We start from the raw sequence: 19,354 nt of genomic DNA, 5'->3' as shown, positions 1-19,354 counted from the left end.
GCGTGCCGCTCAGTCGATCGATGCCGCCTCACGCGTGCGGCGACGCGCCAGCACCATCAGGACGACGATGATCAGGAGCCCCGCGGCGCCGGCGGCGATGCCCGCCGTCGAGCCGGGCGGTGCGAACGATACCTGCAACCGTCCGGAATCCGTGTCTGCGGGGATCGTGACCTGAAGCAGGCCCGCGGGACCTGTCTCCACCGGGAGCGCGCGACCGTCCAGGGTCGCGCTGTACCCGGGCCAGGCGAGTCGGGCGAAGGTGACCGTGGACTCCTCTGAGGTCGAGACCGTCGCTGTCTCGGAGTACGCGGACGCGGATTCATCGTCGCGCACCTCGGCATCCCCTGACGCGTGCGTGATGCGCCCAGCCGGATCATCATCGGCCGCATCACGCTGATAGACGATGACCCAGGGGTTCTCGCTCGTCTTGCTCCACCCCGAAGGAGCCGTCGGATGCGCGACGTAGCCCTTCTGGACGATCACCGTGTCGGCGCCGATGAGGTCGACGAGCAGAGTGCCGTCATCGCCCGCCGGGGTCCAGAGCTTGGTCCACAGCTTCTTGCAGCTGCCCCCGTTGTAGTTCTCGCAGAGAGCCTTGTCGGCGGCGTTGAATCCGATCCCCGAATACGCGGTCAGCGATTCGATGCCCGTGGCGGCGTACATGTTGCCGAGCATGACGCCCGTCCAGAGCTCGTCCGGTTTGAGGTCGCGAGCATCGTGATACCAGTCGACGACCTGGATGGTCCGTCCTCTGGTGATCGCCTCGAAGTGCTCGGTCAGCGCCGAGCGCGACGCCGGAACATGGAAATCGGAGACGTTGCCGTTGAACGGCGTCACGGCCGCCTGGCTCCCGGTGAACAGCACGGTCCCCAGCAGCAGGACGACGGAGACCCGAGCGGATGATCGCGACCAGCGCGTGATGATCCAGATGAGCGCAAGAGTGGCGACGCTCGTCACGCCGATCCACTTCCACGACGGTGGGCCGTCGGAGAACGCCATCCAGGCTCCGAAGCCGACGATGATCGCCGTCAGCGCGGCACGGAGGCGCCACTTCGTCGTGACGATGCCCGCCGAGATCAGCACAGCGAGGACGACCACCAGCGCGAGGAACAGGAACGGGAGCAGTCGCGCCGGCCAGCGGAACATGCCGATCTGCGTCGGGCCGAGCACCATGAGCAGGAACACGACGCCGACGACCCCCACGCTCACCAGCTTGCGCCAGTGTGCGCGGAGACTGCGCCAGTCGAACCACGGAAGGAGCGGAAGAGCGAACCACGCCAGATAGACACCCGGATAGCTCATATAGGGCAGACCGAACTGACGGATGTACGGCTTGTACACCGGCACGCTCATCCCGAGCAGGTTGCTCAGAGACGGGGTCATCTCCTCGTCGTTGAAGGTGCCCTGATTCGCGCGGATGCCGACGGAGGACGTGAGCAGGAACGGCAGGTACACGATCACATTGAGCAGCACGATCGCGGCGCCGAGGGGAATGATCCAGCGCAGTGCGCGGAACTGTCGGGTGACGAGAGCCTCGATGCCGATTCCGAGGAACGCGACCGCGAGGACGAGCATCCCGTACGGATTCCCCGTCGCGCAGACCAGGTAGCCCGCTATCGCGGCGATCAGGATGTCGCGCGCTCGTCCTCCCCTGATGAACGCGCGGCGCAGCGCCCACCAAGCCCACGGCGCGAACGCCATGATCGCGGTGCCGTTGATCCATGCGGCGCCATCCATGAAGAGCGCCCAACCCGAGAGCGGGAGAACAGGCGCCACCGCGGCCGCAGCCCACCGGCGCGCGCCGTAGCTGCCGGCGAGGGCGTAGACGCCGAGAGCGCAGATCGCGAACATGATGATCTTGGCGACCGTGATCGCGACAGCCATGTCGTCGAAGGGTCGGGTGATGAACATGATCGCCACGATCACCGGATTCCACATCCCGGTGGCGGCCTCGGCGATCAGGTTGCCGCCTCGCCACATGTCCAGCTCGAGGAAGGGGATCCGACCGTGCAGGAGCGCATCCGGAACACGCTGCCAGACGCCGACGGCCGCCCCGACCGTGTCATCCCAGTAGTAATGACGGGGGTTGCGCAGGAGCGGCAGCAGCGCCCCCACGACGGTGGCGACGACAGCGAGCAGCGGCGGCAGGATCGCGGTGGCGCCGCTCCGTAGACGCTCGCGAGCGGAGGGTGCGGGCGCGCGCACCTCAGGGACGGACGCAGTGGCGGTCATGCGGAGGCCTCCATCTCGGCCACGATGTGATCGGCGATCTCCAGGGCGCAGGTCGCCGCCGGCGACGGCGCGTTGAGGATGTGCAGCTGACGCGCGGCGCGCTGGATGTAGAAGTCGTCCACCATCCGCCCATCGCGATGCATCGCCTGCGCCCGTACACCCGCTTTGGCGGGCACGAGGTCGTGCACCCCGATGCCGGGCACCAGCTCAGCAAGGCTGTTCGCGAAGAGCTTCCGCGACACCGAGCGCACGAACTCGCGAGCGCCCGGAACCACGTTCTTGGCGCCGAGACGCCACAGGCCGGGCCAGGTCAGCGACAGGCCCAGCTCGCGCGGGTCGACATCCCGCCACCGGTATCCCTCGCGGGCGAGCGCGAACACAGCATTGGGGCCGGCGTGGACGGAGCCGTCCACCATCTTCGTCAGGTGAACGCCGAGGAACGGGAATCGCGGATCCGGCACCGGGTAGATGAGCCCCCGCACGAGGTCCGAGCGATCGGGAACGAGCTCGAAGTACTCGCCTCGGAACGGGACGATGCGCACGTCGGGAGTCACGCCGCTGGCCGCCGCGACGCGATCGCTGTGCAATCCGGCGCAGTTGACCAGCAGATCCGTCTCGACCACGCCCGCGGTCGTCTCGACGGCGAGCCCGCCTGTCTGTTCGCGGGAGGACAGCACGGCCGTGCCGAAGCGGATCTCTCCCCCGGACTCGCGGATGTCGTCGGCCATCGCCCGGCATACCCCGGTGTAGTCGACGATGCCGGTGCTCTCGACGCGGATCGCACCGACGGTGCGGACGTGAGGCTCGTGCTCTCGCGCTTCCTCGGCAGTCACGCGGCGCGACGGCACACCGTTCGCCACCGCCCGCTCAGCGAGCTTCGCGAGCTGAGGCAGCTGACTCTCATCGGTCGCGACGACCAGCTTGCCGGTGATCTGATGCGCGACGCCCTTCTCGGCGGCGTACTCCTGCATGGACCGCGCACCCGCACGACACATCGTCGCCTTCTTGCTTCCCGGGGTGTAGTAGAGGCCCGAGTGGATCACGCCCGAATTGCGCCCCGTCTGATGTCGCGCCACGTCATCCTCCTTCTCCAGGACGACGACGTCGTGGCCGCGTCGCGCGAATGCACGCGCGGTAGCGAGGCCGACGATTCCTGAACCGACGACGGTGATGCGGGTCATCCGATGTTCCTTTGCGGTCGTGCGCCGGCCGAGCCGGGGGCGAGCGAGGTCATTCGATCCCGGGATCTCCGTGGTAGTCGCCCTGCCGACGACGCGCGACCACAGCGAGAAGCGCCGCCCCGCCGGCCGTGACCAGGTCCGCTGCGATGAAGAGCACACGCGAGACGGCCGCGAAGGCGAACGCCTGGGGTCCTCCCACCAGACCGGTCAGCGCAGCGACGATCACGGTCTCCCGCGCACCGATACCGGAAGGGAGGAAGAAGGCCACGAGACCGGCCATCATCGCCGCTCCCATCGTGCCGATGCAGAGCAGAAGCGGATCGAACGTGAGCCCCTTGAAGTCATCCGCGAGGAGCCACAGATGCACCCCGTAGCTGATGTACGACAACAGCGCCAGAGCGAGTGCGCGCAGAACGACCACGAGCCGGATGTCGTGGTCGGGCTGGGGGCGGCGCAGCACGCGGAACCCGATCCTGACGAGAGCGGTCAGGATCTTCGGATGCAGCATGACCAGCGCGACCGGCAGCAGCACGTAGAGCCACGGGAGCCAGCTCAGACTGGGCTCGTTCCGGATCAGCGCCGGCACGGCGAGCGCCCCCGCGATCAGAGCGGCGACCAGGATGACCGCCAGCGAGAACATCGTGCCGGCGAACACGCGAGCGCGAGCGAGACCGGCGCGGCGCCCCAGCTCGATCTGCAGCACGTAGGCCCAGACCGACCCGGGCAGGTACTTGCCGAGTTGACCGACGAGGAAGATCTGCGCTCCGCGCCCGACTCCGATCGGCTTTCCCAGATCATCGACCAGTGCCTGCCAGCTGAGCGTCGAGAAGCCGATGCCGGCGATCACCGCGATGAAGCTGAGCACGACGCGGTGCCACTGCAGCGCCGCGATCGTATGGACCACGGAGCTCCAGTTCGTTGCGAACTGCCAGACCGCCGCCGCGACGACGAGCAGGAGGAGAACCCAGCGAGCGGCCGCGATGAAACGCTGCTTGGCCGATCTCCGAGGAGCCTGCTCGGAATCGATCGCGATGCTCTCCGGCGGCATCGCCGGGACCGCGTCAGGAAGATGCACGTGCCGGTCGTGATCCGGTTCCGCAGCGGCTCGATCCCGAGGTGATTCGCTCATCGGGGTCCCTCCATGTCGACCGCGACCGGTCGCCGGTCGGCGTGCGCCGACCACCAGTCGATCTCGGCTGCCAGTTCGCCGAGACCGTCGACCCGCGCGAGCTCGAGATCTCCTTGACGGTAGGCGTCCGCGAGTGCGCTGACGGCGTCGGCCGAGATGCCGCGTCGGCCGAGCGCATGAGCATTGAGCCGGCGCAGCCGGGGCGGCGCGCCGAAGACCATGGCGAACGGCGGCACGTCCCGAGAGAGAGGCGTGCCCATCCCGATCATCGCGCCCGGCCCGACGAGACGGCGCTGGTGGACAGCGGCGTTCATCCCGATGTTCGCCCCCGCCCCGATCGAGCAGTGGCCGCCGACGCTCACGCCGGCGGAGAGCGTGACCCCTTCCCCGAGCACGACGTCATGAGCGATGTAGCTGCGGTTGAGGAGCCAGCTGGCGGCGCCCACGGTCGTCGCGCGGTGGCTCCCCTGGTGAACGTTCACGTGCTCGCGGATGACCGAGTCCGGCTCGATCACGACGCCGGCGTGTTCCAGCTCGCCCGCCCAGGCGCGATTCTGCCTCAGCGAGGAGATCTCGGGAGGAGCGCCGATCACCGACAGCGCCCCGATCCAGACACGGTCGCCGATCCGAGCCGGACCCAGCACCACCGCGCCGGGCCCGATCGTGACGTCCTGCCCCAGCTCGACGCCGTCGCCGATGACCGCGGAAGCATGGATGGAGGAACTCATATCGGGGGAACTCGTCTCGACGTGCGTGCGCGGCACCGCGGCCACGGAGGAAAGGGATTCCCACCGGCGCAGATCCTGACGAACCCCGGCGCGACCCGAGCGGCAACTTTACCCCAGCGCGACTTGACCTCGACTCCCCCGCGCCCAGGAACGGGGGCGCGCTCCTTATATGCTCGACGAAGCGTCAACTGAAAGCGAGCGTGCAGTGATCCCGATCTCGACCGTCCGACTCGGACCCGAAGTAGAGGAACGCGTCCTCTCGGTCATCCGCTCGGGGATCATCGCGCAAGGACCGGTCGTCGCCGAGCTCGAGCAGCGCTTCGCGGAGCTCCAGGGCGCGAAGCACGCCGTCGCGGTGAACAACGGGACCACCGCCCTGGTCGCCGCGGTCGAGGTGCTGGATCTGCAGCCGGGCGACGAGGTCATCACCAGTCCGTTCACCTTCATCGCCACTCTCAACGCGATCCTCGAGGCCGGCGCCACGGTGCGCTTCGGCGACATCCGCACGGAGGACTTCGCACTCGACCCCGCGAGCGTCGAGGCGCGGATCACACCGCGCACGAAGGTCATCATGCCGGTGCACCTCTACGGGCAGTCCGCCGACATGGCCCCGCTCGTCGAGATCGCCCGACGCCACGGACTGAAGATCATCGAAGATGCCGCACAAGCCCATGGCGCCCGGTATCACGATCAGGGGGTCGGCACCTTCGGCATCGGCACGTTCTCGTTCTATGCGACCAAGAACCTCACCACGGGCGAGGGCGGGATCATCACGACCGATGACGACGAGATCGCGGATCGACTGCGCGTGCTGCGCAACCAGGGCATGCGGCAGCGGTACGTGTATGAGGTCGCCGGACACAATCACCGTCTCACCGACCTGCAGGCCGCCGTGGCGCTCCCGCAACTCGACAGCTACGACGAGCTCGTCGCGCGCCGTCAGCAGAACGCCGCTCTCCTCACGGAGCTCATCGGTGACGTCGACGGTCTCGTCCTCCCCCGACAGCTCGACGGCCGGGAGCACGTCTGGCACCAGTACACTCTGCTGCTCCCCGAGGGCGTCGATCGCGACACGGTCGTCGAGAAGCTCGCCGCGGCGGGCGTGGGAAGCGGCATCTACTACCCGAAGCTCGTCTTCGACTACGACGTCTACCGCGCTCGCGAGGACGTCATCATCGACGATGCGCCGGTCGCCGCGTCGGTCGCCCGCCGCTGCCTGTCGATCCCGGTGCACCAGCACCTGACCGACGACGAGGTACGCACTGTCGCCGCCGCCGTGCGCCAGGTGCTCGGCGCATGACGCGGCGGATCGCGCTCGTCGGCGCCGGCTCCATGGGGCGCAATCACGCGCGGGTCATCGCCGAGAACCCGGATGCGACGCTCGAGCTCGTCGTCGATCCATTCGAGGAGACCGGTCGGCCGACCGCCGACCGCTACGGGGCGCGGTGGGTTCCCTCGATCGAGGAGAAGGGCGACCTCGATGGCGTCGTCATCGCCGCGACGACGGAGCATCACTTCCGCATCGCGAGCGACATCATCGCGCTCGACCTGCCGCTGCTCGTCGAGAAGCCGATCTGCCCTTCCCTCGAGCAGACCGAGCAGATCCTCGCTGCGTCGCGTACCGCCGGAGTGCCGATCATGTGCGGCTTCCTCGAGCGCTATAACCCCGCCGTCATCGTGGCGCGCAAGCTCGTCGACACCCCGCTGTTCATCCGAGCGGAACGTCATTCGCCGTACGCCCCGCGCATCAAGACCGGCGTCGCCTGGGACCTCCTCGTGCACGACGTGGACTTGATCGCGCAGTTCTACCGCGGCAAGACCCCCGCCTCGATCAATGTCGAGTCGGGTCTCTACCACCCACTCTCCGTGCCCGGTGCGGAAGACGTCATCGAGACCACGCTGCGATTCGACGACGGGGGCATCGCATCGGCCTCGGCGTCGCGGATCGGTCAGCGCAAGGTCCGGAGCATGGTCATCCAGAGTCTCGAGAACATGGTCGAGATCGACCTCCTCCGCCGCGGCGTGACGGTGTATCGGCACACGACGCTCTCGGATGACGGCGCCGACGGCGCCGGCTTCCGCCAGTCGACTGAGATGGAGGTCCCGGAGATCTTCGGCAAGGAGCCTCTCGCCGCGCAGTTCGACCGTTTTCTTCAGCTCATCGCCGGCGAGGTCGACGCCGACGCCGAACGCGAATCGATCCTTCCCGCTCATCGCATCGTCGATCAAGCGCTCGCCGGGCGGGCCGAGTAGTCCTTCCGGACGGGAGATTCCAGAGGGGCCCGGTCTGACCCCGGGCCCCTCTTTCCGCTTCGACGTCTCGGGGGCGCAGGCGCGTTCGCCACACCGCCCGTCCGATCAGTCCGGGATCGGCGTGAACCTCGGCTCGGCGTCACCATCGACGAACTCGACGCGCGAAACGGGACGTGCAGGGACTCCGACGACGACAGTGCGAGCCGGCACGTCCTTCGTCACGACCGCTCCGGCGCCGACGACCGCCTCATCGCCGATGCTCACACCCATGTTGATCACCGCATTCGCTCCGATGAACACGCGGTCGCCGATCCGCACGGGTTCTCGCTCGACGGAAGCGAATCGACGTCCGGAAACGCACCGTTTCGCGGACGAATGCGTGTAGATGTGCACCCCTGATGAGATGTCGCACCCCTCGCCGATCGTGAGTCCGCCCGAGCCGTCGATCACCGTGAACGCGCCGATCCAGGTGCCGGCCCCGACGATCGGCTCCCCGACGATCCAGGCGAGCTCGTTGTACGGGTTCTCGGGGAGGGCCGCCATTCCGGTCAGCCGCGCTGGGTCTCGTAGCGGATGAGATCCGTCATGCCCTGCTCGACCGGGATCGAGTACTCGAAGCCGATGACCTCCTTGGCACGAGTCGTGTCGGCTGCGCGGCTCGACACGAGCACGTCGCGGGGGTTGAACTGCGGCTCGACATCCGCGCCGACGGCGTCGATGAGGATGCGCGCGAGCTGCGCCACGCTGGTCTGGATCCCCGTGCCGACGTTGATGGGCACGTTACCCTGCTCGGACTCGGTCGCGAGCACGACGGCACGAGCGATGTCCTCGACGTGAATGAAGTCCATCGACTGCTCGCCCTTGCCGTCGATGATCGGCGGCTCGCCGTTGCGCAGACGGTTCACGAAGTGGTTGATCACGGAGGTGTAGTACGCGGTCGTCTTCTGCCCAGGGCCGTACACGTTGAAGAAGCGCAGTGCGATCCACGACAGGCCGGAGCGACGCTGGTAGTAGCCGAGCATGTCCTCGACGGTGCGCTTGCCGATGCAGTACGGGGTCAGCGGGCTGAGCTGGTCGTCCTCGTGCATCGGCAGCTTCTTCGGGTCGCCGTACACCGAGGCGCTCGATGCGTAGACGAGCCGCTGCACGCCGAGCTCGGCGGCGGCGGAGACCACGTTCAGGGAGCCCTGCACATTGACGTCGAAGCTGCTGTACGGGTCGGCGACGCTCTTGTTGATCGAGTCGGCAGCGAGGTGGACGACACGATCCGCGCCCTTCATCGCGGCGAGCACGGCTCCGCCGTAGCGGATGTCCTGATCCACGACATCCACGTCGCCGGACTTCGCGAGCTCGTTCGCCGCGTCGCGGTCGCCGCGCCACATGTTGTCGAAGATGCGCACCTTCCAGTCGCGCTCGAGCAGCTGACGCACGACGTGCAGGCCGATGAAGCCCGCGCCTCCGGCCACGAAAACGGTCTTCTTCTCAGTCATCTCTTCGTTCTTCCTCGTTGTGTCTTGTGTTCAGCGGCGGACGGCAGCCGACGCGACGACGTCGCGCAGGGTGTCGGCGACGTAGTCGACGTCGTCTTCAGCGAGTCCGGCGTACATCGGAATGGCGATGTGCCGCTGGAACAGATCAGCGGAGACCGGCAGGCTCTCGCGCTCGCCGTAAAGCGGCTGCACGTGGCTCGCGTAGGTTCCGAAGTTGCAGCCGACGCCGCGCTCCCGCAGCGCCAGGGCGACCGCGCCGCGGTCGATCCCCGCAGCGACGGTGATCACGTACGACTGCCAGGGGTGCGTGCGGTCATCGAGCTGCGCGGGCAGGAGGATCTGCTCGAGGTCGCTGAGGCGCTCGCGATAGCGGTCGGCGACGACCTGACGCTGGCGCAGGAGCTCCGGCAGTCGGCGCACCTGCACCCGCATGATCGCGGCCTGGATGTCAGACATCCGGTAGTTGTAGCCGAGTTCGTCGAACGACGGGACCGGGAGGGTCGCCTGTCCCTCCCGCGTGATCGCGGGGGCGATGCCGTACGTGTGCAGCTTCCGCGCGTGCCCGATGAGATCAGCATCGTCGCTGACGAGCGCGCCACCCTCACCGGCGGTGATGCCCTTCCGTCCGTGGAAGCTGAAAGCGGCGGCATCAGCGAGGCTGCCGGCCGGGCGCCCCTTGTACGTCGCGCCTGCCGAGCAGGCGCCGTCTTCGAGCAGCCACAGCCCGTGCCGGTCGGCGATCGCGCGCAGCTCGTCGTAGTCGGCGGGCTGGCCGAACACGTCCACGGCGATGATGCCGACCGTGCGCGGGGTGATCGCAGCCTCGACCTGCGCCGGGTCGATGCTCCAGATGTCGCGCCGGATATCGACGAAGACCGGAGTCGCACCCGACCACATCACCGAATGCCCGGTCGCCGGGAAGGTGTAGTCGCCGACGATGACCTCATCGCCCGGCTTGATCCCGAACGCGAGCTGCGCCAGGTGCAGCGCCGTGCCGCAGTTGCTCGTGGCGAGCGCGCCCGAGGCGCCCATCGCCTCCGCGAACTCCGACTCGAACGCGAGACAGCTCGGCCCCGCACCCGACAGCCATCCCGAGTCGAACACTTCCGAGATCGCGTCGAGCTCCTCCTGGCCGACAGTGGGTCGTCCGAGCGGGATGCTGCGGGTCATCGTCATCCTTTCGTGTGGTGATCAGCGCAGGTCGTCGCGCGCGCCCGAGGCATCTGCCGAGCCGCGCACCCTCCGCACGATGAAGACCGGGCGACGACGAGCGTCGTCACCCGCGCGCCAGATGTACTCGCCGAGCACGCCCATGCCGACGAGGTTCATGCCGCCGACCGCGAGCACGAGACCGGACACCAGCGCCGTGCCGGATCCCGCGGAGGCCGGAGTGAAGGCCAGCACGAGCGCAGTGAGCAGCGCGAGCGCACCTACGGCCCCGATGGCGAGGCCGCCCCAGGCGATCCACTCCAGCGGGGCATGGGAGAACTGCACGAAAGAGTCGACGACGAGCTTCATCTTCTTGCGCAGCGTCCACTTGCTCACACCGTGCGGGCGCGGGAGCTGCTCGAAGTAGACAGCCCGCTGGTCGAAGCCGGTCCACGCCGCCATCGCGAGCACGTTGCGATTCAGCTCCGGCATCGCCACCACCGCGTCGATGGCACGACGAGCGAGCAGGATCTGCGAGGGGCCTTCCTTCGGATAGGTCGGCACGTCGGAGTTGGCCTGATAGATGCGCGAGAAGGCCTCCGCGAAGGAATTCGACAGCCCGCGCTTCATCGCGCGCGTGCTGCGAAGCCCCCAGACGAGCTCACCGCCGGCGCGCCATGCCTCGATGAACTGACCGACGGCGCTGAGCGGCTCCTGGCGATCGGCGCTCAGCGTCAGGGCGGCATCGCCGCGCGCGTAGGCGAGTCCCGCGGAGATCGCCGCGTGCGATCCGAAGTTGCGTGAGAGCTGGACGAGGGTGAACGCTTCGTCTTCCGCGAAGAGAGGCTCGATCGCCGCCAGCGTGCCGTCGCTCGATCCGTCGTCGATGACGAGCAGCTCGAATCGCATCTCCGGGTGCTCGCGGCGGATGTCACGGAAGAAGTCGACGATCTCCTCGACCGACTCGACCTCGTTGTACGCGGGGACGATGAGGCTCAGCAGAGGCGAACTGTCGGTCATCGGTCCTTCTCGGTCGTTCACTGGGCATCTCGCCGATCGGCGGAGCACAACATCCTCAAGACTACCCGCACAGATGCGCGCCGACTCCGCCCCGCGGCGTCACACGCGCGAGGATGCCGACGACGTGAACAGGCGCGAGATCGCGCTGATCTCCTCGACGTCCGGCGTCCAGGCCGTCGCGGCGGCCGCGTTCTGCACGATCTGCTCCGGCTTCGTCGCGCCCGCGATCACGCTCGTCAGCGCGGGCTGGGCGAGCAGCCAGCCGATGGTCGCCTCGAGGATCGAGACGCCGCGCTCGGCGGCGAAGGTCGTGAGGGCCTCGATCGCATCCCACGGGGCGTTGTCGGCGATGTGCGGACGCTGGCGCGCGATGCGCGTGTCGGCCGGGCGCTCGGTGCGCGAGAACTTGCCGCTGAAGAGGCCGTTCGCGAGCGGGAAGTAGGGCAGGAAGCCGACGCCGAAGTGCTCGGCCGCCGGGAGCAGCTCCTGCTCGACGCCGCGCTGAAGCAGGCTGTACTCGTTCTGCGCCGACATGAAATGCGTCGTGCCGAGCAGCTGAGCCGTGAGCTCGGCCTCGGCGAGCTGCCATCCGGAGAGGTTCGAGTGCCCGATGTAGAGCACCTTCCCCTCTTTCACGAGCTCATCGAGAGCCTGGAGGGTCTCGTCGATGGGCGTGATCGGGTCGGGAGTGTGCAGCTGATAGAGGTCGATGCGATCGGTGGCCAGTCGGCTGAGCGAGCCCTCGACGGCCTGGCGGATGTAGCGCCGCGACCCCTTCGCACCCCAGCCGCTGATCGGCGCCGGGTAGTCGGCGTGACCGAACTTGGTGGCGACCACGACCTCGTCGCGCCGTGCGCCGAGCGCGCTCCCCAGCATCCGCTCGCTCAGACCGAACTCGGCTCCGTACATGTCGGCCGTGTCGAAGAGCGTCACGCCGGCATCGATGGCGGCGTTGACGACCGCGTCAGCACCCGACTGCTCGAAGGTCAGGGTGCCGGTGCGACCCAGGTTGTTGCAGCCGAGACCGACGGCGGAGACGCGGAGGCCGGAGCGGCCGAGGGTGCGGTATTCCATGCTCACGCGACCAGCCTAGGGCGGCGCGGCGACGGTCACCGGGAACGTTCAGCGGACCGGCCGCGGTCATCGTCATCCCTCCCCCTCCTGGCCGCCGCGGTGTTCTCCACGGGCGGACGGATCGTCCGGCCGGATGTCGCCGGCGCTCGCTACCGTGAGCACATGACCACCACCTCCGAGAGCCCCCGCTCGCTGCGTCGTGTCGACTCACCCCTCGGCCGGCTCGAACTGGTCGGCGATGGCGAGGCCGTCGTCGCGCTGAGCATCGAGTGCCGAGGGCGGCTGCCGCACGACGACCTCCCCGAGTCGAGCGACCCGGTGCTCGACCAGGCGGCCGCGCAGCTCGACGAGTACTTCGCCGGCTCGCGCCGCGATTTCGACGTTCCGGTGAAGCTGGGCGGCACGGCGTTCCAGACCTCGGTCTGGGAGGAGCTCGTCGACCTGGAGTGGGGCGAGGTCGTGACCTACGGCGAGCTCGGGCGCGCCACCGGCCGCGCGACCGCGGGGGCGGGCCGTCGGCGGTGCGGTGGGAGCGAACCCGGTGCCGATCCTCGTGCCGTGCCATCGGGTGCTCGCAAGCGACGGGCGCATCACCGGCTACAGCGCCGGCGAGGGCGTCGCGACGAAGGCGTGGCTGCTCGAGCACGAGGGGATCCCGTTCCGTCTCCCCAGCACGCGCGAGGTCGAGACCGCCGTCGAGCTCGCACTCGGTCTGGAGACCGGCGCGGCCGAGAGCGCGGCGTGAGCGAGCGCCCTGCTCTCCACATCGGCACGGACGGCGTCGCGCGCTGCGGCTGGAGCGGCGACGACCCGGAGTACCAGCGCTATCACGACGAGGAATGGGGGCGCCCGCTGCACGGCGATCGGGCGCTGTTCGAGAAGCTGAGCCTCGAGGCGTTCCAGTCGGGACTGTCGTGGATCACGATCCTGCGCCGCCGACCGACCTTCCGCAGCGCCTTCGCCGACTTCGACATCGAAACTGTGGCCGCCTTCGACGACCACGACGTGCAGCGGCTGCTCGCCGACCCCGGCATCATCCGCAACCGCGCCAAGATCGACGCCACCATCGCGAACGCCCGCACGCTCGTCGATCTCGTGCGCGACGATCCCGGCGCACTCGACCGGATCGTCTGGGGCTTCGCTCCCCCGCCGCGCGACCCTGCCGACCGTCCTCGAGCTTTCGGCGACCTCCCGGCGATCACTTCCGAGTCGACGGCCGCGAGCAAGCACCTCCGCAAGCTGGGCTTCCGCTTCGTCGGGCCGACGACCTTCTATGCGCTGATGCAGTCGGCCGGGCTCGTCGACGACCACCTCGCCGGATGCTGGCGGGCCGAAGCCGCCTGACGCGCGTCCCCCTCAGAGCCCCTGAAGCGGACTGACGTTCACGCGGCAGCGAGTCGAGAGCGGAATCCGATCACGGCTGTCCGACCACGAGATCGAGCTCGCCCGGTGCGCCGCGGCGCAGCACGAACCCGGTCTCGGCCGCCCAGTCGAGCAGGGCATCCACCGTCGCGGGCGCGGCGGCGGTCTCGGCGAGTGCCCGGGTGAGCCGCCCCTTGGCCGCCTTGTTGAAGTGGTTCAGCGCACGAGCACGGCCATCGGCGCCCTCGGTCACGACGCGGAGGTAGACGCTGTCGTCCCGGCGCGGGGCCGGTCCGAGCGCGGCGTAGGCCTCCGAGCGCAGGTCGAGCACGAGTCCCTCGGATGCTGCGAGGGCGCTCGACTGCGCGGATCGCCAGTGACGTCCGAGAGAGAGTCCCGGGAGTCGTGAATCCGCGCTGAGGCGGTACGCCGGAACCGCATCCAGGGCGCCGAGCAGCCCGAACAGCGCCGACGAGACGACCGCGTTGCGTCCGAGCCAGTCCCGGGGCGGAGCAGCGAGCGACGGCGCATCCAGCGACTCATAGAGCACGCCGTCGAAGCGGTCGATCGCCGGCATCGTCGGAGCCGTGCGCAGATCGACGTTGAGTGCGGCGGCGTCGGCCGACTTCGGACCGAGCTTGAGTGCGCGAACCGCAGCGTCGAGGTCTCGCGACAGCTCGCCGATGGCGGCCAGGGTCGCCAGGCGGTGATCGGTCAGAGCGGGGAACGAAAGCGCGGCGAGGTCGAGACCGGAGGTCGAGCCGCCACGCCGCTTCGTCTCCGAGGGAGGCAGCAGCAGGAGCATCAGCCGCGCACGAACTCCACGGCCTCGGCGACGCACTCCTCGAGCGGACGGAGCGTGTCGATCGTCAGTCGCCGGACGTCGGCCGACTCGCCGGCCCAGTCCTCCCACTCGTCGAGGCTGCGCTCGACGGCGTGCCACGTCGGCTCCTCGAGCGGCGCGAGGTCGCGCTCACGCGACTCGAGCCGAGCGCGGTGAACCTCGGGGTCGGAGCACTCGACCGCGATGAAGCGGACGGCGACGTCACGACGGGCCGCGAGGCGGACCCACTGCTCGCGCGCGGGAGCGACGGCGTTGACCGCGTCCACGATCACGCCGCGCCCGGTCTGCAGCACCGCATCGGCCAGGGTCTCCGCCACCAGGTAGGCGGCGAGACCCGTCGGCTGATCGCCGTCGATGCCGGCCTGCAGGATCGCGGACTCGATCGGATCGACCGACACGACCGCGAGGCCGAGTCGTTCTCCGATCGCATCCGCGATCGCGCTCTTGCCGACGCCGGGAAGCCCGGCCATGGCGATCAGCACGACGATGCTCGAATCAGACGAGCGTGGCGTCGCCTGCGACGACCGTCACCACATCGTTGTCGACCGAGAGGAAGCCGTCGGCCGCGTTCGCGGTGACGACCTCGCCTTCCGTCGTGGTCACGCGCACCTCGCCCTGGGCGAGGATCGCGAGGATCGGCTCGTGTCCGGCGAGGATGCCGATCTCTCCCTCGGTGGTCCGCGCGACGATCTGTCGCGCGGCCCCCGACCAGAGCTCGGCGTCGGCGGAGACGACGCTCACCTGGAGGTCGGCCATGATCAGCCGTTCTCCTTCTGGATCTTCGCCCAGTTCTCCTCGACGTCCGAGATCGGGCCGACGTTGAAGAACGCCTGCTCGGCCACGTGGTCGAAGTCACCGCGGGCGATCGCGTCGAACGACTCGATCGTGTCCTTCAGCGGAACCGTCGAACCCTCGACACCGGTGAACTTCTTCGCCATGTAGGTGTTCTGCGACAGGAACTGCTGGATGCGGCGCGCGCGGGCGACGGTGATCTTGTCTTCCTCGCTGAGCTCGTCGACACCGAGGATCGCGATGATCTCCTGCAGCTCCTTGTTCTTCTGGAGGATCTGCTTGACCGTCGTCGCGACGCGGTAGTGGTCGGCGCCCAGGTAACGGGGGTCGAGGATGCGGCTGGTCGAGGTCAGCGGGTCGACGGCCGGGTAGAGGCCCTTCGACGCGATCTCACGCGAGAGCTCGGTCGTCGCGTCGAGGTGCGCGAAGGTCGTCGCCGGCGCCGGGTCGGTGTAGTCGTCGGCCGGCACGTAGATCGCCTGCAGCGAGGTGATCGAGTGGCCGCGCGTCGAGGTGATGCGCTCCTGGAGCACGCCCATCTCGTCGGCGAGGTTCGGCTGGTAGCCCACCGCGGAGGGCATGCGGCCGAGCAGCGTCGACACCTCGGAGCCCGCCTGCGTGAAGCGGAAGATGTTGTCGATGAAGAGCAGCACGTCCTGCTTCTGGACATCGCGGAAGTACTCCGCCATGGTCAGGGCCGACAGGGCGACGCGCAGACGCGTTCCCGGCGGCTCGTCCATCTGGCCGAAGACGAGGGCGGTCTTGTCGAAGACGCCCGCCTCCTCCATCTCGTGGATGAGGTCGTTGCCCTCACGGGTGCGCTCGCCGACACCGGCGAACACCGACACACCACCGTGGTCCTGCGCGACGCGCTGGATCATCTCCTGGATGAGGACGGTCTTGCCGACGCCCGCACCGCCGAAGAGGCCGATCTTGCCACCCTGCACGTAGGGGGTGAGGAGGTCGATGACCTTGATGCCGGTCTCGAAGAGCTGCGTCTTCGACTCGAGCTGGTCGAACGACGGCGGCTTGCGGTGGATGGGCCAGCGCTCGGTGATCTCGATCTTCTCGTCGGGCTCGAGGTTGAGGATCTGACCTGTGACGTCGAAGACCTTGCCCTTGGTGACGTCGCCGACGGGCACCGAGATGGCGGCGCCGCTGTCGCGCACCTCCTGGCCGCGGACGATGCCGTCGGTCGGCTTCAGCGCGATCGCGCGCACCAGGTCGTCACCGAGGTGCTGGGCGACCTCGAGGGTGATCGTGGTGGTGTCGTCGCCGATCGTGATGTCGGTGTGCAGCGCGTTGTAGATCTCGGGGATCGCGTCGTGCGGGAACTCGATGTCGACGACGGGGCCGGTGACGCGGGCGACGCGTCCGACGCCGGCCGGCGCGGTCGACGACCCGGAGGTCTGGTTCTCGGTCGCGGTGGGAGTCATCTCGTGTCTCTCTTTTCCTGTGGTCACTTCGCCGAGCTGAGGGCGTCGGCGCCGCCCACGATCTCGGAAATCTGCTGGGTGATCTCGGCCTGGCGGGCGTTGTTCGCCAGTCGGGTGTAGTCGCGGATCAGCTTGTCCGCGTTGTCACTCGCGGCCTTCATGGCCTTCTGGGTGGCGGCGTGCTTTGCGGCCGACGACTGCAGCATCGCGTTGAAGATGCGGCTCTCGATGTACACCGGGAGCAGCGAGTCGAGCACCGTGTCGGCGTCGGGCTCGAACTCGTAGAGCGGGAGCACACCCTCGGCGTCGCTCTCCCCCACGCCCTCGACGACCTCGAGCGGGAGCAGGCGCACGGTCTCCGGCGTCTGGACCAGCATCGAGACGAAGCGGTTGTAGACGACATGGATCTCGTCGACGCCGCCCTCGTCGGTCGGCTGCACGAACTTGTCGACGATCGTCTGACCGATCTCGCGCGCCGTCTCGAAGTCAGGGCTGTCGGTGCCGCCGATCCACTGCGCCTCGGACTCGCGGCGGCGGAACTGGAAGTACTGCACCGCCTTGCGGCCGATCAGGTAGTGCACGACCTGCTTGCCCTCGTTCTCGAGGCGCGTGCGCAGCTCCGAGGCCTCACGCAGCACCTGCGAGTTGAACGCGCCGGCGAGGCCGCGGTCGGAGGTGAACACGACGATCGCGGCGCGGGTCGGGTTCTGGGGCTCGGTCGTGAGGATGTGATCGACGTTCGAGTACGTCGCCACCGCCGACACCGCACGCGTCACCGCGCGGGCGTAGGGGGTGGACGCGGCCACCCGCTGCTGGGCCTTCTGGATGCGGGAGGCCGAGATCAGCTCCATGGCACGGGTGATCTTCTTCGTCGTCTGGGCAGAGCGGATCTTCTGCCGGTAGACGCGGAGTTGGGCTCCCATGTCGTTTCCTTGTCTGTTGTCGGTGCGGACCCGGCGGCTCGGGGCTTCTCAGCTCCCGAGCCGCCGACCGCATCGGCGGTGTTCTCGGTGGGGGTGTCGCGTCAGCGACGGCCCTTGACGATCTTCTCCTGGTTGATGTCCTCGGCGGCGAGCTCGTCGCTCGACTCGGTGCCGGGGGCGCCGAGGGCGCTGCCGTCACCAGCCTGGAACTCCTGCTTGAAGGTGTCGATGTTCGACACCAGCTGCTCGACGACCTCGTCGCTGAGCACGTTGGTGTCGCGCAGCGTGGTCAGCACCTCGGTGTTGCGGCCGAGGTAGTCGAGGAACTCGCGCTCGAAGCGCAGCACGTCCTCCACCGGCACCTCGTCGAGGTGGCCGTTGGTGCCGGCCCAGATCGAGACGACCTGCTGCTCGACGGGGAACGGCGAGTACTGCGGCTGACGCAGCAGCTCGGTGAGGCGGGCGCCGCGGGCGAGCTGGCGGCGGCTGGCCGCATCCAGGTCGCTCGCGAACATCGCGAAGGCCTCGAGCGAGCGGTACTGGGCCAGCTCGAGCTTAAGCGTGCCGGAGACCTTCTTGATGCTCTTCACCTGGGCGTCGCCGCCGACGCGCGAGACCGAGATGCCCACGTCGACCGCCGGACGCTGGTTGGCGTTGAAGAGGTCGGACTGGAGGAAGATCTGGCCGTCGGTGATCGAGATCACGTTGGTCGGGATGTACGCCGAGACGTCGTTCGCCTTGGTCTCGATGATCGGCAGACCGGTCATCGAGCCGGCGCCCAGCTCGTCGGAGAGCTTCGCGCAGCGCTCGAGCAGACGCGAGTGCAGGTAGAAGACGTCGCCGGGGTACGCCTCGCGGCCCGGCGGGCGGCGCAGCAGAAGCGACACGGCGCGGTAGGCCTCGGCCTGCTTCGACAGGTCGTCGAAGATGATCAGGACGTGCTTGCCGCCGTACATCCAGTGCTGGCCGATGGCCGAGCCGGTGTAGGGGGCGAGGTACTTGAAGCCGGCCGGGTCGGAGGCGGGGGCCGCGACGATGGTGGTGTACTCCATCGCGCCGGCGTCCTCGAGCGCGCCCTTCACCGAGGCGATGGTCGAGCCCTTCTGGCCGATCGCGACGTAGATGCAGCGCACCTGCTTGTTGACGTCGCCCGACTCCCAGTTGGCCTTCTGGTTGATGATCGTGTCGATCGCGATGGCCGTCTTGCCGGTCTGGCGGTCGCCGATGATCAGCTGACGCTGACCGCGGCCGACGGGGATCATCGCGTCGATGGCCTTGATGCCGGTCTGCAGCGGCTCGTGCACCGACTTGCGCTGCATGACGCCGGGCGCCTGCAGCTCGAGGGCGCGGCGGCCCTCCGCGGCGATCTCGCCGAGTCCGTCGATCGGGTTGCCGAGCGGGTCGACGACGCGGCCGAGGAAGCCGTCGCCGACGGGCGCCGACAGCACCTCGCCGGTGCGGGTGACCTGCTGGCCCTCCTCGATGCCGCCGAACTCGCCGAGCACGATGACACCGACCTCGTCCTCGTCGAGGTTGAGGGCGAGGCCGAGCGTGCCGTCTTCGAACTTGATGAGCTCGTTCGCCATGACGCCGGGGAGACCCTCGACGTGGGCGATGCCGTCAGCGGCATCGGTGACGACGCCGACCTCGGTGGTGCCGGCCTTCGTCGGCTCGTAGCCGGCGACGAAGTCCTTCAGCGCGGCGCGGATCTCGTCGGGGCTGATCGTGATGTCTGCCATGA

General features: G+C 68.6%; 19 protein-coding genes and 1 pseudogene. 5 read left to right on the top strand and 15 right to left on the bottom strand.

What is annotated here, in order from left to right:
- Nucleotides 1–9: 9 nt before the first annotated feature.
- The 4 genes from FJ657_RS09160 to FJ657_RS09145 form a co-directional block, all read right to left on the bottom strand.
- Nucleotides 10–2,232 (bottom strand): putative glycosyltransferase family protein, encoded by a 2,223-nt coding sequence (locus FJ657_RS09160; RefSeq protein ID WP_141163348.1) that lies wholly within the window; start codon nt 2,230–2,232, stop codon nt 10–12.
- Nucleotides 2,229–3,413 carry an L-2-hydroxyglutarate dehydrogenase gene (gene lhgD / locus FJ657_RS09155; protein WP_141163347.1) on the bottom strand — a complete coding sequence of 395 codons (1,185 nt, stop codon included), beginning with the start codon at nt 3,411–3,413 and terminating at the stop codon, nt 2,229–2,231. Before lhgD ends, FJ657_RS09160 begins: the two co-directional genes overlap by 4 nt.
- Before the next feature lie 49 nt (nt 3,414–3,462).
- Entirely contained in the window at nt 3,463–4,461 is a 999-nt protein-coding gene (locus FJ657_RS09150) for a lysylphosphatidylglycerol synthase domain-containing protein (protein WP_141163346.1), read from the bottom strand.
- A gap of 77 nt (nt 4,462–4,538) precedes the next feature.
- Complete coding sequence (locus FJ657_RS09145) at nt 4,539–5,270, bottom strand: DapH/DapD/GlmU-related protein (protein ID WP_141163345.1); 732 nt, start codon at nt 5,268–5,270, stop codon at nt 4,539–4,541.
- 205 nt (nt 5,271–5,475) lie between these two features.
- Here FJ657_RS09145 and FJ657_RS09140 point away from each other — a divergent pair, with 205 nt between their 5' ends.
- Together FJ657_RS09140 and FJ657_RS09135 are read left to right on the top strand one after the other, a co-directional pair.
- Complete coding sequence (locus FJ657_RS09140; RefSeq protein WP_141163344.1) at nt 5,476–6,570, top strand: DegT/DnrJ/EryC1/StrS family aminotransferase; 1,095 nt, start codon at nt 5,476–5,478, stop codon at nt 6,568–6,570.
- A complete protein-coding gene (locus tag FJ657_RS09135) occupies nt 6,567–7,523 on the top strand; it encodes a Gfo/Idh/MocA family protein (RefSeq protein ID WP_141163343.1) in 957 nt (318 codons plus the stop codon). The genes FJ657_RS09140 and FJ657_RS09135 overlap by 4 nt, the downstream gene beginning before the upstream one ends.
- Before the next feature lie 105 nt (nt 7,524–7,628).
- Here the strand turns inward: FJ657_RS09135 and FJ657_RS17505 are convergent, their stop codons facing one another.
- The 5 genes from FJ657_RS17505 to FJ657_RS09110 all read right to left on the bottom strand — a co-directional run bounded on the left by FJ657_RS17505 (nt 7,629) and on the right by FJ657_RS09110 (nt 12,256).
- On the bottom strand, nt 7,629–7,973 hold the full coding sequence (locus FJ657_RS17505) for an acyltransferase (protein ID WP_369407406.1): 345 nt from the start codon (nt 7,971–7,973) through the stop codon (nt 7,629–7,631).
- A 98-nt stretch (nt 7,974–8,071) separates the two neighbouring features.
- A complete protein-coding gene (locus FJ657_RS09125; RefSeq protein ID WP_141163341.1) occupies nt 8,072–9,013 on the bottom strand; it encodes an NAD-dependent epimerase/dehydratase family protein in 942 nt (313 codons plus the stop codon).
- Between the two features lie 30 nt (nt 9,014–9,043).
- Complete coding sequence (locus FJ657_RS09120) at nt 9,044–10,183, bottom strand: DegT/DnrJ/EryC1/StrS family aminotransferase (RefSeq protein ID WP_141163340.1); 1,140 nt, start codon at nt 10,181–10,183, stop codon at nt 9,044–9,046.
- A gap of 21 nt (nt 10,184–10,204) precedes the next feature.
- Nucleotides 10,205–11,182, bottom strand: a complete 978-nt coding sequence (locus FJ657_RS09115; protein WP_141163339.1) for a glycosyltransferase family 2 protein — start codon at nt 11,180–11,182, stop codon at nt 10,205–10,207.
- Nucleotides 11,183–11,281: 99 nt separating this feature from the next.
- The gene (locus FJ657_RS09110) at nt 11,282–12,256 is read right to left on the bottom strand and encodes an aldo/keto reductase (RefSeq protein WP_141163963.1); all 975 of its coding nucleotides are present in this window, start codon (nt 12,254–12,256) and stop codon (nt 11,282–11,284) included.
- A gap of 162 nt (nt 12,257–12,418) precedes the next feature.
- Here FJ657_RS09110 and FJ657_RS17385 point away from each other — a divergent pair.
- From FJ657_RS17385 to FJ657_RS09100, 3 genes and pseudogenes are all read left to right on the top strand, one after another.
- A pseudogene (locus tag FJ657_RS17385) lies at nt 12,419–12,592 on the top strand (methylated-DNA--[protein]-cysteine S-methyltransferase); the annotation flags it as partial.
- Between the two features lie 190 nt (nt 12,593–12,782).
- On the top strand, nt 12,783–13,001 hold the full coding sequence (locus FJ657_RS17380; protein ID WP_255447310.1) for a methylated-DNA--[protein]-cysteine S-methyltransferase: 219 nt from the start codon (nt 12,783–12,785) through the stop codon (nt 12,999–13,001).
- On the top strand, nt 12,998–13,600 hold the full coding sequence (locus tag FJ657_RS09100; RefSeq protein WP_141163338.1) for a DNA-3-methyladenine glycosylase I: 603 nt from the start codon (nt 12,998–13,000) through the stop codon (nt 13,598–13,600). Before FJ657_RS17380 ends, FJ657_RS09100 begins: the two co-directional genes overlap by 4 nt.
- Before the next feature lie 70 nt (nt 13,601–13,670).
- Here the strand turns inward: FJ657_RS09100 and FJ657_RS09095 are convergent, their stop codons facing one another.
- From FJ657_RS09095 to atpA, 6 genes are all read right to left on the bottom strand, one after another.
- The gene (locus FJ657_RS09095) at nt 13,671–14,423 is read right to left on the bottom strand and encodes a YaaA family protein (protein WP_141163337.1); all 753 of its coding nucleotides are present in this window, start codon (nt 14,421–14,423) and stop codon (nt 13,671–13,673) included.
- Nucleotides 14,423–14,944, bottom strand: a complete 522-nt coding sequence (locus tag FJ657_RS09090) for a P-loop nucleotide/nucleoside kinase family protein (protein WP_141163336.1) — start codon at nt 14,942–14,944, stop codon at nt 14,423–14,425. Before FJ657_RS09090 ends, FJ657_RS09095 begins: the two co-directional genes overlap by 1 nt.
- 13 nt (nt 14,945–14,957) lie before the next feature.
- Nucleotides 14,958–15,218 carry a F0F1 ATP synthase subunit epsilon gene (locus FJ657_RS09085; protein ID WP_141145463.1) on the bottom strand — a complete coding sequence of 87 codons (261 nt, stop codon included), beginning with the start codon at nt 15,216–15,218 and terminating at the stop codon, nt 14,958–14,960.
- Nucleotides 15,219–15,220: 2 nt separating this feature from the next.
- Entirely contained in the window at nt 15,221–16,690 is a 1,470-nt protein-coding gene (gene atpD, locus FJ657_RS09080; protein WP_141163335.1) for a F0F1 ATP synthase subunit beta, read from the bottom strand.
- Nucleotides 16,691–16,713: 23 nt separating this feature from the next.
- Nucleotides 16,714–17,613: a F0F1 ATP synthase subunit gamma gene (locus FJ657_RS09075; protein ID WP_141163334.1), complete on the bottom strand. Its 900-nt coding sequence runs from the start codon at nt 17,611–17,613 to the stop codon at nt 16,714–16,716.
- Nucleotides 17,614–17,714: 101 nt separating this feature from the next.
- Nucleotides 17,715–19,352, bottom strand: a complete 1,638-nt coding sequence (gene atpA / locus FJ657_RS09070) for a F0F1 ATP synthase subunit alpha (RefSeq protein WP_141163333.1) — start codon at nt 19,350–19,352, stop codon at nt 17,715–17,717.
- Nucleotides 19,353–19,354 lie beyond the last annotated feature (2 nt).

The organism is Schumannella soli (genome assembly GCF_006517435.1).
GTDB lineage: Bacteria > Actinomycetota > Actinomycetes > Actinomycetales > Microbacteriaceae > Schumannella > Schumannella soli.
The sequence above is the reverse complement of the archived record's forward strand: the minus strand, read 5'-3'. Positions and strand labels throughout refer to the sequence as shown.

Excerpts from the sequence above, each read along its gene's own strand:
- FJ657_RS09075 (WP_141163334.1), bottom strand. The coding sequence starts at position 17,613 with ATGGGAGCCCAACTCCGCGTCTACCGGCAGAAGATCCGCTCTGCCCAG.
- FJ657_RS09150 (WP_141163346.1), bottom strand. The coding sequence starts at position 4,461 with ATGCCGCCGGAGAGCATCGCGATCGATTCCGAGCAGGCTCCTCGGAGA.
- atpA (WP_141163333.1), bottom strand. The coding sequence starts at position 19,352 with ATGGCAGACATCACGATCAGCCCCGACGAGATCCGCGCCGCGCTGAAG.
- FJ657_RS09160 (WP_141163348.1), bottom strand. The coding sequence starts at position 2,232 with ATGACCGCCACTGCGTCCGTCCCTGAGGTGCGCGCGCCCGCACCCTCC.
- FJ657_RS09125 (WP_141163341.1), bottom strand. The coding sequence starts at position 9,013 with ATGACTGAGAAGAAGACCGTTTTCGTGGCCGGAGGCGCGGGCTTCATC.
- FJ657_RS09145 (WP_141163345.1), bottom strand. The coding sequence starts at position 5,270 with ATGAGTTCCTCCATCCATGCTTCCGCGGTCATCGGCGACGGCGTCGAG.
- FJ657_RS09085 (WP_141145463.1), bottom strand. The coding sequence starts at position 15,218 with ATGGCCGACCTCCAGGTGAGCGTCGTCTCCGCCGACGCCGAGCTCTGG.
- atpD (WP_141163335.1), bottom strand. The coding sequence starts at position 16,690 with ATGACTCCCACCGCGACCGAGAACCAGACCTCCGGGTCGTCGACCGCG.
- FJ657_RS09095 (WP_141163337.1), bottom strand. The coding sequence starts at position 14,423 with ATGCTCCTGCTGCTGCCTCCCTCGGAGACGAAGCGGCGTGGCGGCTCG.
- FJ657_RS09115 (WP_141163339.1), bottom strand. The coding sequence starts at position 11,182 with ATGACCGACAGTTCGCCTCTGCTGAGCCTCATCGTCCCCGCGTACAAC.
- FJ657_RS09135 (WP_141163343.1), top strand. The coding sequence starts at position 6,567 with ATGACGCGGCGGATCGCGCTCGTCGGCGCCGGCTCCATGGGGCGCAAT.
- lhgD (WP_141163347.1), bottom strand. The coding sequence starts at position 3,413 with ATGACCCGCATCACCGTCGTCGGTTCAGGAATCGTCGGCCTCGCTACC.
- FJ657_RS09110 (WP_141163963.1), bottom strand. The coding sequence starts at position 12,256 with ATGGAATACCGCACCCTCGGCCGCTCCGGCCTCCGCGTCTCCGCCGTC.
- FJ657_RS09120 (WP_141163340.1), bottom strand. The coding sequence starts at position 10,183 with ATGACCCGCAGCATCCCGCTCGGACGACCCACTGTCGGCCAGGAGGAG.